Annotated in this window: 15 protein-coding genes; 10 read left to right on the forward strand and 5 right to left on the reverse strand. The window is 37.6% G+C overall.

Annotated elements, in window-relative coordinates; genetic code table 11:
* Nucleotides 1-53: 53 nt before the first annotated feature.
* From L1999_RS03960 to mgrA, 3 genes are all read left to right on the forward strand, one after another.
* Nucleotides 54-1,517: an SWIM zinc finger family protein gene (locus L1999_RS03960; protein WP_235742375.1), complete on the forward strand. Its 1,464-nt coding sequence runs from the start codon at nucleotides 54-56 to the stop codon at nucleotides 1,515-1,517.
* 13 nt (nucleotides 1,518-1,530) lie between these two features.
* The gene (locus tag L1999_RS03965) at nucleotides 1,531-1,722 is read left to right on the forward strand and encodes a hypothetical protein (protein WP_235742377.1); all 192 of its coding nucleotides are present in this window, start codon (nucleotides 1,531-1,533) and stop codon (nucleotides 1,720-1,722) included.
* Nucleotides 1,723-1,825: 103 nt separating this feature from the next.
* A complete protein-coding gene (gene mgrA, locus L1999_RS03970) occupies nucleotides 1,826-2,818 on the forward strand; it encodes an L-glyceraldehyde 3-phosphate reductase (protein ID WP_235742379.1) in 993 nt (330 codons plus the stop codon).
* A gap of 34 nt (nucleotides 2,819-2,852) precedes the next feature.
* Here mgrA and L1999_RS03975 read toward each other — a convergent pair whose 3' ends face one another.
* Together L1999_RS03975 and L1999_RS03980 are read right to left on the reverse strand one after the other, a co-directional pair.
* Nucleotides 2,853-3,167 carry a DMT family transporter gene (locus tag L1999_RS03975; protein WP_235742381.1) on the reverse strand — a complete coding sequence of 105 codons (315 nt, stop codon included), beginning with the start codon at nucleotides 3,165-3,167 and terminating at the stop codon, nucleotides 2,853-2,855.
* A 2-nt stretch (nucleotides 3,168-3,169) separates the two neighbouring features.
* Nucleotides 3,170-3,520: a DMT family transporter gene (locus tag L1999_RS03980; protein WP_235742383.1), complete on the reverse strand. Its 351-nt coding sequence runs from the start codon at nucleotides 3,518-3,520 to the stop codon at nucleotides 3,170-3,172.
* Nucleotides 3,521-3,687: 167 nt separating this feature from the next.
* Between L1999_RS03980 and L1999_RS03985 the strand changes: the two genes are divergently transcribed.
* The gene (locus L1999_RS03985) at nucleotides 3,688-4,086 is read left to right on the forward strand and encodes a globin domain-containing protein (protein WP_235742386.1); all 399 of its coding nucleotides are present in this window, start codon (nucleotides 3,688-3,690) and stop codon (nucleotides 4,084-4,086) included.
* Nucleotides 4,087-4,134: 48 nt separating this feature from the next.
* Here the strand turns inward: L1999_RS03985 and L1999_RS03990 are convergent, their stop codons facing one another.
* The 3 genes from L1999_RS03990 to L1999_RS04000 form a co-directional block, all read right to left on the reverse strand.
* On the reverse strand, nucleotides 4,135-5,433 hold the full coding sequence (locus L1999_RS03990) for an ABC transporter substrate-binding protein (RefSeq protein WP_215041351.1): 1,299 nt from the start codon (nucleotides 5,431-5,433) through the stop codon (nucleotides 4,135-4,137).
* Nucleotides 5,434-5,521: 88 nt separating this feature from the next.
* Complete coding sequence (locus L1999_RS03995) at nucleotides 5,522-6,349, reverse strand: carbohydrate ABC transporter permease (protein WP_235742388.1); 828 nt, start codon at nucleotides 6,347-6,349, stop codon at nucleotides 5,522-5,524.
* The gene (locus tag L1999_RS04000; protein ID WP_235742391.1) at nucleotides 6,349-7,308 is read right to left on the reverse strand and encodes a carbohydrate ABC transporter permease; all 960 of its coding nucleotides are present in this window, start codon (nucleotides 7,306-7,308) and stop codon (nucleotides 6,349-6,351) included. Before L1999_RS04000 ends, L1999_RS03995 begins: the two co-directional genes overlap by 1 nt.
* 216 nt (nucleotides 7,309-7,524) lie before the next feature.
* Here L1999_RS04000 and L1999_RS04005 point away from each other — a divergent pair, with 216 nt between their 5' ends.
* The 6 genes from L1999_RS04005 to L1999_RS04030 all read left to right on the forward strand — a co-directional run bounded on the left by L1999_RS04005 (nucleotide 7,525) and on the right by L1999_RS04030 (nucleotide 15,330).
* Nucleotides 7,525-9,345, forward strand: a complete 1,821-nt coding sequence (locus tag L1999_RS04005) for a sensor histidine kinase (RefSeq protein ID WP_235742394.1) — start codon at nucleotides 7,525-7,527, stop codon at nucleotides 9,343-9,345.
* A complete protein-coding gene (locus L1999_RS04010) occupies nucleotides 9,342-10,931 on the forward strand; it encodes a response regulator transcription factor (RefSeq protein ID WP_235742396.1) in 1,590 nt (529 codons plus the stop codon). The genes L1999_RS04005 and L1999_RS04010 overlap by 4 nt, the downstream gene beginning before the upstream one ends.
* 229 nt (nucleotides 10,932-11,160) lie before the next feature.
* A complete protein-coding gene (locus L1999_RS04015) occupies nucleotides 11,161-12,183 on the forward strand; it encodes a LacI family DNA-binding transcriptional regulator (protein ID WP_235742397.1) in 1,023 nt (340 codons plus the stop codon).
* A gap of 99 nt (nucleotides 12,184-12,282) precedes the next feature.
* Nucleotides 12,283-13,509 (forward strand): ABC transporter substrate-binding protein, encoded by a 1,227-nt coding sequence (locus L1999_RS04020; RefSeq protein WP_235742398.1) that lies wholly within the window; start codon nucleotides 12,283-12,285, stop codon nucleotides 13,507-13,509.
* Between the two features lie 163 nt (nucleotides 13,510-13,672).
* A complete protein-coding gene (locus tag L1999_RS04025; protein WP_235744242.1) occupies nucleotides 13,673-14,509 on the forward strand; it encodes a carbohydrate ABC transporter permease in 837 nt (278 codons plus the stop codon).
* Nucleotides 14,509-15,330, forward strand: coding sequence for a carbohydrate ABC transporter permease (locus tag L1999_RS04030; protein WP_235742399.1), 822 nt, complete (start codon nucleotides 14,509-14,511; stop codon nucleotides 15,328-15,330). The genes L1999_RS04025 and L1999_RS04030 overlap by 1 nt, the downstream gene beginning before the upstream one ends.
* Nucleotides 15,331-15,336: the final 6 nt, after the last annotated feature.

Raw genomic sequence — 15,336 nt, forward strand, 5'->3', positions numbered from 1 at the left:
AAAAAGCTGAAAAATGGTAGAATAATAGATAATTTATTCTTAGGGGTGAGTGTGTGAAACTAACTAATTTTGAGCAGTGGATTGAAGATAAAGTGCTTGAACGCGGCCAAGGTTATTTTAAAAAAGGAAAAATTCAAAAACTTACTACCTCAGATGACATTCAATATAAGGCCCTAGTAGATGGTTCGGAAGTTTATCGCGTTAATATATATCTGAATGGTGATGTCGTAGTCAATGCTTATTGTGATTGTCCATACGACTTGAACGAATATTGTAAGCATAAGGCAGCTGTCCTTTATGCGTTAAGAGACAATAGGCCTCAAATACAAGATTCAGCGAAAATTGAAGAACCTGAGAAAAGAAGTGTCAATTCAATTCTAGCCAGCCAAAACAAAGAGGATTTAATTAACATGATTCTTGAATTAACTGAGGAGTTTCCAGATTTAGAAAAAAGATTGCTCTTTAAGTTTAGTCCTGATAAAGAAGAAATATCTTCTGCCAAAAAGTTAATTCAGGAATATATTAGTGGGGCAAAAAGAAAAGGATTTATTGATTGGCGTCATATAGGCGAGGCACTAAAAGGGGCAGATTTAACACTGCAAAAGGCACAGGAGAAACTAAATACGGGGGACGTACAGAATGCAGTGTTATTGTCCCTCATAGTCTTATCTCCTGTTGTAAAAATGCTCCAGCATGCGGATGATTCCGATGGCTCTGCCGGAAGCACAATTAATTGGGCGCTGACCATTACGAGAAAGGCAGTTTCAGCGAGTGTTAAACTCTTACCCGAAAAAGAACAAAGGAAACTTTTTGAAGCCATCTTAAAAGAATCGCAGAAAGCCATTTACGACGACTGGAGTGACTGGCGTTACGACCTCTTGAGGATTTGTACCTATTATTCCTATCATAGTGAATTGAGAAAGAAGTTAGCAAAGCAATTAGAAATCCTTCTTGAGCAAGCCGGGACTTCTTGGAATGATAAATATGACTTAAAAGAAGTGAAGTTGCTGCAACTTGAAATGATTGAAAGATGTGAGGGGAAGGATGAAGCTAAGAAGTTTATTTATGAAAATATCCGTTTTAGCGAATTCAGAAAAAAGGCTATTGCTTTGGAGCTGGAATCAGAAGACTATAAAAAAGTAATTCAGCTATGCTTAGATGGGGAGGCAGCGGATAAAGAATATCGTGGGCTTGTTCATGATTGGAAAGAATACCGCTATCAAGCATATGAATTGATTGGTGATATTGAGGGGCAGAAAAGCCTAGCAAAGGAACTTTTATTTAAAAATGAATTTAAATACTACCAAAAGTTAAAAGAGTTATATCCCTCAAGTGAATGGGAGTCGATTTTGCAAGGAATTGTTGATGAATTTGGCAAGCAGGACTACCAGCCTTCCACGTATGTATCAATTTTAATACAGGAGGATTTGAAAGCGGAGCTTTTGCGCTATTGTCAGCACAATAAATTGGTCATTACGGAATATTATCCGTATATAATCAAGGATAATATTCCGTAATGAAGTAAACGATGTGTTTTCTCACTATATTACTCAATCAGCGGATGAAGCGACTGATCGAAAAAAATATCGGAAAGTCTGTGCATTGATTAAAACGTATAAAAAGGCTTGCGGGACAATTGCTTCTCACCATCTTATTACAGAGTTAATGGAAAAACACAAAAGAAGACCAGCATTTTTAGAGGAATTAGCGAGGATAAGGTAGGGGAGAAAATAGACTTTAGTTGCCAAGCAACAATCCTTTAGAAATAATCTCAAGTCGATTATAATAGTGGAAGGGTTTACAGAAGAAAAGTGAGGGGATTACTATGGTTTACCAAGCAGCAGAAAATCGTTACGAAACCATGAAATACAATCGAACTGGCCGCTCTGGATTATTGCTTCCGGCTATTTCTTTAGGGCTTTGGCATAATTTTGGCGGCGTCGATACATACGAAAATGGCAGGGACATGTTGAGAAGAGCCTTTGATCTAGGTATTACCCACTTCGATTTAGCCAATAATTATGGCCCGCCGGCAGGTTCTGCGGAAGAAATGTTTGGCCGTATGTTAAAGACAGATTTCGCTCCTTATCGTGATGAAATGGTCATTTCAACAAAAGCAGGCTATTATATGTGGCCTGGTCCATATGGAGATTGGGGTTCAAGGAAATATCTAATCTCTAGCTTAGATCAAAGTCTCAAACGACTGGGCCTTGATTATGTAGACATTTTTTACTCACATCGTCCGGACCCAAATACGCCAATCGAAGAGACCATGACCGCTTTAGACTCGATTGTCCGTCAAGGAAAAGCGCTCTATGTTGGAATTTCTAATTACAGTGCCGAACAGACCGCTGAAGCCATTCAAATCTTGAATCAGTTAGGTACACCGCTGCTAATCCATCAGCCTAAATATTCTATGTTTAACAGATGGATTGAGGATGGATTGCAAGATGTATTACAAGAAAATGGAGTTGGCTCGATTGCCTTTAGTCCATTAGCACAGGGCTTGTTAACGAACAAATACTTAACAGGAATTCCATCGGACTCCCGTGCAGCGAGTCCAACAGGATTCTTGCAAAAAGAACATGTTACACCGGAAGTACTAGATCAAGTTCGGAAATTAAACGAAATAGCTGCCGAACGTGGTCAAAGCTTATCGCAGATGGCCCTTTCATGGGTATTACGAGGCGGCAAAGTGACAACCGTTTTAATTGGTGCGAGCCGTGTCAGTCAAATTGAAGAAAATGTTGCGGCTTTGAACAACCTCGACTTTACAGACGAAGAATTAGCAAGAATTGAAGATATCTTAAATAGCTAAAAAAAAATCTGTCAGCAGACTGCTGACAGATTTTTTAAGATAGGGCATTTAACCCTATAACCCCGATAATAATCAATACAACACTAAATATACGTCCAGCGCTTTTAGATTCTCCTAACAGAAACATATTAATGAAAACAGCCCCAGCCGTTCCAATTCCCACCCAAACGGCATAGGCGATACTCAGTTGGAGAAACTGAAACGATCCATATAAAAAGGCAAGCGAAGCTCCGAATCCACCAATATAAACGATTCCATTACGGACATTCTTTTGCTGACTATACAATTTTAATCCTACAGCACCGATAACCTCACTGGCAGCAGCTAACAAAACGAATAACCAGCCCATAGTTATGCGGCACCTTTCATGGCGACTTTTTCTTCCTTATTATCGGAAAGATTTAAGCCAATTACACCAATAATAATGACGGCGATAAAGAGAATTTCCCCCAGGCTGATATGACCGCCAAAAAGGAATACATCCATTAATACCGTACCAACCGTACCAATCCCCGCAAAAATAGCATAAACCGTACCTGTTGGGAGGGTTTCACAAGCCTTCGGAAGAATATGATAATCCCATAAAATGACAGCTATAACCAATGCCCACTGCCACCACGTATGGGCTGTGTTAAACCCGTAAACCCATATCCATTCAAACACACATGTTAAAACAACATAGAACCATGCTTTATTCATCATTTGCACCTCTTAGGAGAAAAACCAATTTATTTTAAGAATACCATAACAAAAATTAGGGTGGGCTTAATAACTACTTTCTATAACAGTGATTTATATCACTCAACTCTAGTTAGTTTGCCTTTATTATTATGTAAATAGGGGAAAATTAATAGTGGATGGTGAGAAAAATGGATTATAATTTTAAATCCTTATATAGTGAAATTGGCGGACAGGAAACGATTGATAAGCTAGTGAACGCATTTTATCCACGGGTTTATGCAGATCCAGTCCTTGCTCCGCTTTTTCAAGGAGATATGGAAGAAATTAAACGAAAACAGCGAATGTTCTTGCCACAATTTTTAGGTGGACCTGCTCTTTATAGTCAAGAATTTGGTCCTCCGGCGATGAGAGCGCGGCATCTGCCTTTTGAGGTAACACCAACCAGGGCTCAGCATTGGCTGAAATGTATGAAGGAAGCCTTCCAGGAAATTGGTCTTGATCAGAACCCTGCAGGAACAGCCTTATATGAGCGATTAACGCAAGTAGCCGGAATCATGGTAAACACACCGGATAGGGATAGTAAATAAAATAAAGGCTCTTCTCACAGCGAGAGGAGCCTTTACAAATTTATTATCTTACTTTTTTAATTTAGCCCATGTTTCGTCAAGAGCCTTCATAGCTTCTTCTTTTGTTTTTTGACCGCCAACATATGCTTGTAGTGTTGCACCAAATTCTTGTCCAGCACCATCAGGATATTTCATGAACTGCCAAGAATACGTTTTTCCATCCTTAGAATACTTTTGAAGGTCAGCACCTAGAGGTCCGATATCTTCTGCTTTTGCTTCAATTGTTTTAAAAGCAGGAACATATTTGAAATCTTTAACTAAAGCTGTCTTACCTTCTTCAGAAGTTACCATCCAATTTAAGAAATCTTTTGCAGCCTTTTTGTCTGCATTAGGTGCTTTGTTATAAACAACCCAGTTAGTTGGTACGTCAACCATTAATTTATCAGCTTGTGCGGCATCGTCTGTAAGTGCTAAAGGAATAAAGCCGACTTCCATATTTGGACTAATTTTATCCAGCATTGGCTGAATCCAGTTACCTTGTTGGATCATGGCCGTTTCGCCATTAGCAAATTGAGTAACTTCTGTATTGTAGTCAGTCGTTAATGGATTTTTGTTTCCATACTTAACTGTTAAATCAACAAGCTTAAAGTAGTCTTCAAAGTATTTGTTTCCTGCAATCTTTGATTTCCCTTCATTTAAACCAGGGATAAAGTTTTCGTCATCTGCTTGTTGGTAAGCAAATGGTACGTTAAGACCATGGTTTGCTAATACCCACCATTCCGCGTAGCCAACGGAGAAAGGAGTGATTCCTGCAGCTTTAAGCTTTTTCGCTGCTGCTTCTAATTCTGAGTAGGTTTTTGGAAGCTCGGTAATACCTGCTTTTTTAAATAACTTCTTATTGTAAGCAAAACCGTAACCTTCCATGTTCACTGGCTGGCCATAGAGTTTTCCATCCATTGTCATTGGTTTTAACGCATCCTCATAAGCATCCTTTACCCAAGGCTGGTCAGATAGATCTTCCAATTTATCCTTCCAAGTAATCGCTTCTTGGTAACCGCCGTTTCCAAAGATGTCGGGTGCTTTATTTGAAGCGAATTTTGCTTTAAGGGCTGCTGCACCATCAGCACCGCCTCCGACTGATTCGACATTAAAAGTAACGTTTGGATGTTCTTTTGTATATTTATCTGTTAACGCTTTCAACTGATCTGCGATTTCAACCTTACCGTTAAAGATATCAACGACGACTTTCCCATCTTTGCTGCCGCTGTCTTTTTTCGTTCCAGATGCGCTGTCACTGTTGCCGCAAGCTCCTAGAAGAAGTGAAGCCGATAAAATCCCCGCTGCGATTGAATATTTTTTAAAAGCCATTTGTTTTCCCTCCTGAAATTATATATCTATTTTATATATCCCTGCTGTCAGTACATGCCGACAGCAGAGGTTGACCCCAGTATGAATGTTACTTGATAGAACCGCTTGTAATTCCTTTGATAATGTGTTTCTGCATTGAAAAGAAGAAAATTAACAATGGTATGATACCAAGAACAAGTCCTGCCAAAGCTAAATCCCATTGCTTGGTGTACTGACCAAAGAAGGAGAAGGTCGCTAATGGAATAGTTTTAAATCCTGGATCCTGAAGAACCAGTGATGGTAATAAGTAGTCATTCCATATCCACAAGCTGTTTAAGATGACAATGGTAACGGTGATGGGTTTTAGTAATGGAAAAACAATTCTCCAAAACACTCCAAACCTTGTACATCCATCGATAATGGCTGCCTCTTCAAGTTCTACCGGGATGCCTTTGATGAACCCGTGATATAAGAAGATCGTCATTCCAGAGCCAAAACCTAAGTACATGATAACCAGACCCCAGATACTATTAAGTAATCCGAAATTACCGGCCGTTTTAATGAGCGGAATCATTATGGATTGAAACGGAATAATCATGGCTGCAACGAAAGTCATGAAAATCACATTACTGATCTTCTTTTTCGTTCTAACCAGCATATACGCTGCCATTGAGCAAAAAACAACCAGAACAACGTTACTAATCGCTGTGATCATGACAGAATTGGTAAATACCTTTAGATAGTTTAATTTTTCAAAGGCATTCACATAGTTGTCGAGCATCAATGTTTTTGGTAAAGCAGATGTGTTCGTTAGAATCTCTGCAAAGGGTTTTAAAGAGTTTGATATCAGATAATAAAATGGGACTAAAAAGACAAGACCAAGTAAGATGGCAAAGAACTCACCGATAAATGTTTTTCCTGTATACCTGTTTCCCATTATGATTCAACCTCCCTCTTCTTAGAAATTGTTACTTGAAGGATGGTAATTGCAGCAACCACAATGAAGAAAATTAATGCCTTTGCTTCACCGATACCATATCGGTTGTTAACAAATGCTTCCTTATAAATGTTAAGTGCTAACATTTCTGTGGATTTAAACGGTCCGCCGCCAGTTAGCGACAGGTTTGCGTCAAAAATTTTAAATGATGAGGCAGTTGTTAAAAATAAACAGACGGTCACGGCAGGAGCTACTAGTGGCATTGTAATATGGCGAAGAATCTGCCATCTGTTTGCTCCATCGATTTTAGCTGCTTCAATTAATTCTTGCGGAACATTTTGTAAGGCGGCAATATAGATAATCATAATATAACCTGCTCCTTGCCATACACTGACAATGACAATTCCCCAGAACGCAGTACTAGCATCCCCCAGCCAAGGTAATTCGAAAAAAGGAATATGCGTTAACTGTCCAAGTGAAGCAAAGCCTTTGACAAAAATGAATTGCCAGATAAAACCTAGTAACAGACCTCCAACCATGTTTGGCATGAAGAAAACGGTTCGCAATATATTCCTTGTTTTCAACTTCTGTGTAACTAGAATGGCTAATCCAAAACCAATCATATTTGTTAAAACGATCGCTACAACGGTATATTTAGTTGTAAGAATAAAGGAATCTTGAAATTGCTTGTCCTGTGTAAATAGGTATTTAAAGTTATCGAGACCAACCCATTTGATATCTCCTGTTATTCCGTTCCAATCGGTGAAGGCGTAATAGATACCCGTAAAGAAGGGAATTAGGACAATAATGGTAAACGCTAAAAATACTGGTCCGACAAATAGGGCGAATAACCCTGCGTCTTTTAGCTTCTTCTTTTTATTTAAAGAAGTTGACTCTGAAATTTTTATACTAGTTTTGCCAGGTAATGCTGAACTTTCTAACTCACTGTGATTACTCATTGACGGCACCTCCTATATCTTCATTCTAGGGATTTTTAAAAATTATGAAACGGCTTACATTGACCAGTAGGGTGGAAAATATTGAACTGTCCATTTTTCCATATTAAAATAGACACCATGTAATACGTTGTTTCTTGTGCTAAAATGGTGGGGAATTTAGTATCACTTAGAAAAGGGGGGAGGCTAGTTCAAGTTTAGGGACTAGCCCAAGAGCGAATGCAATGGGGGATCCGAACTAAACTAATTATTACTTTAATGGCTGTCATCATACTCCCTTTTGGAATTGCGATTACGATTACGTATTATCAAACGACAAAGTCAATAAATGACCGTTTTGTCTCTACGAATCATGATTTAATTGCTAAAGGGGAAGCAGAGCTAAGTACTTATTTAGAAGATGTCGCACAAATGTCGACTGTTTTATATCGCTATACACCATTTATGTCGGTAATGAGGGTTGGGATATCAGACAACCTAAGTAGTAATCAAGAAGAAGTACGCAGAATGCTCGCTTATACCTTTAATTCCCGGCCGGAAGTCGAACAAATGCTTCTTTATATAAATAAAGGAAAAGATTCTTATACCAACTATCACTCAAGAATTAGCGGCAGAGGGAAATACGAGAGCATCTTGTCCAATCCATTCTATGCCCGCTTAAGCAGGTCTCATGATTTTTCCGTTATTGAACCGCCACATGAGATTTATAGTTACAATAACTTGTCGGTGATTCCTAATTCCGAGAAAAATCAGGTTTTAAGTTTCCATACGATTATTAGAGATGTACCATTAGATACTATTTTAGGTTTTGTATCGATCGATATTAATCTTTCCAAGATTAGAGATATTTCTGGAAGGTTATATACGGATGGGATTGAAGACTTATACATAATGAATGAAGATGGAGTTGTCGTCTATTCTTCAAATAACCACGTAATTGGCAAGGCCAATAAGGATGCATGGTTTAAGCAACTAAAGAAGGAACCGGAAGCTAATAAAAGTCTTGAATGGAAAGACGAAAAATTTTCAGGCGTTATTGTCTACCAAAAGTTCTCTGATTCGTTTAAAAACTGGTACATTGTGAAGAGAATTCCTTATGATGTCCTTTATCAAGGTGCGAGGCAGACGGTATTTACCAATATAATCATTGTTATTATTACGCTTATTATCGTTTTATTTGCTACAATGTTCATCTCTTTCAGACTTACTGCTCCAATCAAAGTATTAATTGCTAATATGAAAAAAGTAGAAAAAGGTGTGTTTGAAGCAGATTTTGAATCATTAGGAAATGACGAAATTGGGATGCTGGGCAGGCATTTTAAATTAATGATTTCGAAAATAAATGAGTTAATTGAACGCGAATATAAACTGGAAATTGAAAATAAGTCTTCCCAGTTAAGGGTTCTTCAGTCTCAAATAAATCCGCATTTTCTTTATAATGCGTTTCAGTCGATTGGAACGTTAGCCTTAAAATTGAAGGCAGTTCAGGTGTATTCGTTATTAAACTCATTATCGAATATCATGCGTTACAGCATGAATATGAACGATGATATTGTCCCATTTTTAGCAGAGGTAAACCATGTTAAATCCTATCTTAATTTACAAAAGCAACGATTTGACGAGCAGTTTGAGTTTGAATTAAATATTGAAAAAGGTATAGAAGAGGTTCTAGTACCAAAAATGATCCTACAGCCGATTGTCGAAAATTGCTTTAAGCACGGCTTTGACCAAAAGCTAGGAAAAGCAACCATTGTCATTACAGCAAGAGGGGAGCATGACGATTATTTATGCATTTCTGTCCAAGATAACGGAGTGGGTGTTAGGGAGGACGCTCTTGAACAACTTCGCCGGGAATTGGCCGAAAACGAGAGTGACGGAAAGTCCAAAAGCACTGGTATTGGTTTGAAAAATATTTATGACCGGTTAAAGATTTATTATAGTAGTCAGGTGGAAATGGAAGTTGATGGCGGCGAAGACGGCGGATTTACGGTTACGATCATCATTCCAAGAGATATAAATAATGAGGTGGTACATCCATGAAAGTTTTAATCGTCGATGATGAAAAACATGTTCGTGAGGGAATTAATCTGCTCGGGGAATGGGAACAGAATGGGATTACGGCGATTTATGAGGCCAGTAGCGGCGAAGAAGCGATTCGGCTTATCCAAACTCTTCGCCCGGAAATCATTTTTTCTGATATGAAAATGCCCAAGATGGATGGTACACAGTTGTTAGAGTGGATTAAAGAAAATCAGCCAACTAGTAAAACAATTGTGGTAACGGGTTATGATGATTATCACTATATGCGTAAAGCCATTCATTTTGGCAGTTCAGACTATTTATTAAAACCGGTTGACCCGGAAATATTAAACCAAACGTTGGCAAAAGTAGTGAAGGAATGGAAAAAGGAGGAAGAGGAACGGAATAGTAAAACCACCAGCTATCAATTAATAAATGAAATGAAGCCAGTTTACCGGGATCGGAAGCTTACTCAATTATTGAATAGTGATAATCTTAAAGAAGAATTGTATGAGGAATTCGGTTTTTCTAGGTCACAAACATACCTCATTGCGCTAGTCCGAATCAATAGGAAGGCAATCGAGGCTTTTCAAGGGGACAGAGATTTAACCTATTTTACACTCTTGAATGTCATAAATGAGATTTTACAAGAAAAAGAATGTGGCATAGCCTTTCGCTACCTGGCAAATAAAGGCGAAATTGTCATTGTGTTTTGGAATCAGTTTACCCAAATAGAAGAACTGCTGGGACGCATCTATAAAGCAATTCTGAATGTCATAAATGTTTCTTGTCATATTGCGGTTGGGATAGAGATAAATAAAAGAAACAAATTAATGAATTCTTATCAACATGCCAAGCAGGTCCTATTAAACAGTAATGTATTAGATAGTATGGAGACCAAGGTTTACCGGCAAGATATTCTTCATACGCCTGAATTAAAAAATCTTTATGCCTATTCATCGGAAATTGAATTAGCTGTGCAAGCAAGTGAGATCAGAGCTTTTGAAGATTTAATTAAGAGAATTTCTAAAGATTATACTGAAGGCCATTATTTAGCCTGGAGCCAGCTGCTCCTGCTTGAGAATGAGTATCTCAATATTAGTAATCACTGGTTTAAACACTTTGATATAGCCGTGAAAGTGTCGAATCATATTGAATATCGGGTGGATCCATTTTTTAACCAGTATGGTACATTCGAGCTGGAAGCTTATATTGAGCGAACTTTACGGGAAGTTTCCATCTTTTTAAAGAGAGTGAAGCGAAAGACAGTTCAGAAAGGCAATAATGTCATACACGAGATAGAGAAATATTTACAGGCGAACTTTGATCGGGATGTAAAGCTGCAAGAGATATCAGACCTCTTTTATATTAGCAGAGAATATATTTCGAGAAAATTCAAGCAAGAGTTTAATGTTAATATTTCCGATTATGTGATCAAGATCCGCATGGAGAGGGCAAAGTCATTATTAAGAAATAGTAAGCTGAAAATTTATGAAATCGCTAATATGGTCGGTTATCAGGACGACAAGTATTTTCGAAAGGTTTTTAAAAAGGTGGAAGGCGTAACACCAAATGAGTACCGGGAATTACATATTACTCAGAAATGAGCAGATTATAAATAGTAAATGGGAGTTAATATAACTATTATTTTAGTTATGTTAACTCCTATTTTATTGGTTAATAAAACGTAAATATAACTAAATTAAAGGTAAAATTTATGAAAATAGATAATTTACTAAAAAATAGCGTAAAAAAGTATTGAATGAAAGCGCATCCTCTGATATATTAGGAATATAAAATTTAGTTAATTTAACTAAATGGATTGATGGTGAGAAAATGATAACGATAAAAGATATTGCCGATCAGGCAAATGTATCGACGGCAACAGTTTCCCGGATCTTAAATAATGATCCCACACTTTCCGTATCTGATGATACGAGAAAACGGGTGATTGAAATCGTAAATGAGTTAAATTATAAACCATTGCGAAAAAAGAGTGGGAAAACGGATAAACCTAATGAGAATTTTAATATTGGCGTTATCATGTTAAACGACGAAACGATTGACCCGTATTTTCAATCGATTCGCCTAGGAGTAGAAAGGACATGTAACCAATACTCTCTAAATATTGTCTCGACCATGATGGTAGGTAAGAGCAATATTACTGCAGAAAGCTTAAGTGGACTTGATGGACTAATTGTTCTGGGGGACATCGATATCGGAGATTTAAAAGAAATTTACTATGAAAATAACAATCTTGTTGCAGTAGACTATTTGCCCCAAGATTCTAATGTTGACGTTGTAATTGCGGATTTTGAAGGAGCAACACAAAAAGTCTTAGAGCATTTAATTGAACTTGGTCATACCGATATCGCTTATTTAGGTGGACCAGGGATGGTATTTGGAGTAAGCCGTCAAAAGTCCAAAGAGAAAGTAGAAGCTAGACATAATACATTTGTAAAGGTCATGAAAGAAAAGGGACTTTACAATCCAGACAAAGTCTTAATAGATGATTGGGGTCCGACCAGCGGCTATTCGTTAACAAAACAATTAATCGACAACGGGCAATTGCCAAGTGCGATCGTAGTCGGCAGTGACCCAATGGCGCTTGGAGTCCTCCGTGCTTTGCATGAAGCAAACGTGAAAGTACCTGAAGATGTATCGGTATTCAGCTTTGATGATATCGAAGCAGCTGCCTTTATGAATCCACCCCTCTCAACCGTAAAAGTTTATGGAGATGAAATGGGGAAAACGGCAGTAAAGCTGCTATATGATCGTTTGAAAGGAAGAACGATTCCACTGAAGGTGACTATTCCAACGGACCTTGTTTTACGAGAAAGTGTAAGCGCTAAAAAGTAATAAAAGTGCTCGGAGCGGTTAAGGGTTGTTGAACCGCTCTCCAATCCTTTTGTTAGTTTTAAAAATATTAAACTATTTAAAAATTATGGAGGGTTTTCTATGAAAAAATCAATCTCGTTAGTAGCAACTGGTATGATCGCACTTTCTGTTCTATCAGGCTGCGGGAGTAATGACGAAGCTTCAGGGAGTTCAAATGGTAAAGTGAAGATTGAGTTTCTGCAATATAAAACAGAAGCAAGAGGCACTTATGATGAGCTGATTAAAAAGTTTGAAAAGGAAAATCCAAAAATCGATGTCGTTCAATCCAATCCACCTGATGCGACAACCGTGTTAAAAACACGTGTAGCAAAACGTGACATTCCTGATGTAATGGGAACAGGCGGAGATATTTCTTATTCAGATATTGCAAAGGCGGGTGCTTTTAAGGAAGTTACCAACGACAAATTATTAAATGACATTCAGCCTGCTTATGTTGATATGTTAAAGGATATCTCAAAACAGGATAAAGTCTACGGAATTCCGTATGCAGCAAATGCGGATGCTGTTATCTACAATAAAGCTATTTTTAAAGAGTTAGGCTTGCAAGTTCCGAAAACCTGGGATGAATTTATTGGTGTGGCAGAAAAATTAAAAGCTGCTGGTAAAACGCCATTCTACTTTACTTTTAAGGATGCATGGACTGCACTGCCTGCATACAACGTATTAGCTGCTAATACACAAGGAAATGATTTTTTCAAAAAGTTAGATGATCAGAAAACCAAATTTGTAAAAGGGCACTCAGAAGCAGTGGATAAGTTTTTAGAACTAATTAAGTACGGTAATAAAGATCAAACAGGTAAAGCATACAATGATGGAAACGTTGCTTTTGCAAAAGGTGAATCAGCTATGTATCTGCAAGGGATTTGGGCGATTCCGGAAATTAAAAAGGCCAATCCAAACATTGACCTCGGAGTGTTCCCATATCCTGTAGGTGATTCCAAGGTTGTATCCGGGGTAGACGTAGTCCTAACCCAATCATCCCAAACGAAGCATTCAAAAGAAGCTAGAAAATTTATCGAATTCCTTTTACGTGACGATAATATCAAACAATACCTTAAAGAGCAAAATGCCTTTGCAGCAAAGAAAGGAATTGTCCAAGAAGCGCCTGAGTTAGAAGGATTAAAAGAAAGCATTGCAAAGGGTGCTCTAGTTGATTTTCCGGATCACTATGTACCATCAGCGGTTGCTCTTGACAAACAATTACAAACGTTAGTACAAAACAAAGATAAAAAGAAGTATCTAACAACTCTAGATCAGGAATGGGAAAAGGTAGCAAACAGACAATAATTTTGAGGGAGAGATTGGGGAATCCCAGTTTCTCCGTTTTCAATAAGGGAGTGTAAAGATGAGTAAAAACGAACTTGCCTTAAAAAAGGTTACTAAAAATAAAGCAATTGAATCGGGTGAAAAGAGGAAAAGAATCCAAAGTAAAGACCTCCCCTTCTATTTGATGACAGTGCCTGCTTTTCTTCTTTTTCTTGTTTTCCACACATTTCCGGCATTACAAGGCATTTTTTATTCTTTTACAAATTGGGATGGATTAAGCTTAGATTATAATTTTGTTGGATTAAAAAACTATCTTAATTTATTTAAAGATGGAAATATATTGAACTCATACCTCTTTACTTTTAAATTTGCTATCCTCTCCACCATAATCGTAAATATTTTGAGTCTAGTTATTGCGATGGGATTAAACGCTAAAATTAAAGGCAAGAACTTTTTCAGGGCGGTATATTTCTTGCCCAATGTTCTCGGGGTATTAATTGTAGGATTTATCTTTAACTTTATCTTTTCTAATGTTATTCCACAATTAGGGACGAAACTTGATATTGGTTTTCTCTCATTGAACATTTTAGGCAGCGAAAAGTATGCCTGGTTAGGGATCGTTATTGTAGCCGTTTGGCAAGCATGTGCATTCAATGTCATTTTATACTTATCAGGTTTACAAACAGTTCCAAGTGAACTTTATGAAGCGTCCAGTCTTGATGGAGCGAATAAATGGCAGGAATTTTGGAAGATTACCTTCCCGATGATTGCTCCTTTCTTTACCATTAATATGGTCCTATCTATGAAAAACTTCTTAATGGTCTTTGACCAGGTCGTTGCATTGACCAACGGGGGACCAGGTCGCTCTACTGAATCGATTTCACTATTAATCTTTAAAAGCGGCTTCGCAGGAGGAGAATTTGCCTATCAATCGGCAAACTCGGTTATTTATTTTATCGTGATCGTGGTAATCTCAGTATTCCAAATTAAAGTATTACAAAAAAGGGAGATGGATATGTAATGTTAAGACAGAAGACGAATTGGACCGTTACGATTTTAGTGGCGTTAGGTTCATTATTTATACTATTCCCTTTGTATATTACGATCTCGATTGCTTTAAAATCACCTTCCGAGTTAGCGGATTCGGTTTTGTCTTTACCGACCAGCCTGCATTTTGAAAACTTCACAAAGGCCATTGAGGCAACGAACTTTTTTGCAGCCTTTAAAAACAGTGCCATTATTACAGTGGTAACCGTTGTTTTTACGATTTTGACAAATTCAATGGTTGCTTATGCTATAGCAAGGAATTTACACAGAAAATTTTTTAAAGGATTATATTATTATTTTGTTAGTGCTATGTTTATCCCATTTCCGATCATTATGCTGCCGCTTGTAAAACAAACTTCTGCTTTAGGTATGGATAATCAAGGTGGACTTATATTCTTATATATTGTGTATGGAGCTGCTTTAAATATTTTTATTTACACAGGGTATATCCGCTCAATTCCGAAAGAATTAGAAGAAGCTGCGATAGTGGACGGATGCAGTACGTGGGGAGTGTTTTGGAAGGTCATTTTCCCATTATTAACCCCCATTAATGCAACGGTTGGAATTTTAACCTGCTTATGGGCTTGGAATGACTTTATGCTTCCATTGATTATCTTAAATGATCCATCATCCGCTACCTTGCCATTAGCTCAGTATATTTTCCAGTCTGAGTTTGGTACTGACTTTAACTTAGCGTTTGCATCTTACCTGTTAGCGTTATCCCCAATGGTCATTGTGTATATCTTTGCACAAAAATGGATTATTGGCGGTGTTGTAAAAGGGGCAATTAAATAGAATTAG

Source organism: Neobacillus drentensis (assembly GCF_021560175.1).
Lineage (GTDB): Bacteria > Bacillota > Bacilli > Bacillales > Cytobacillaceae > Neobacillus > Neobacillus drentensis_A.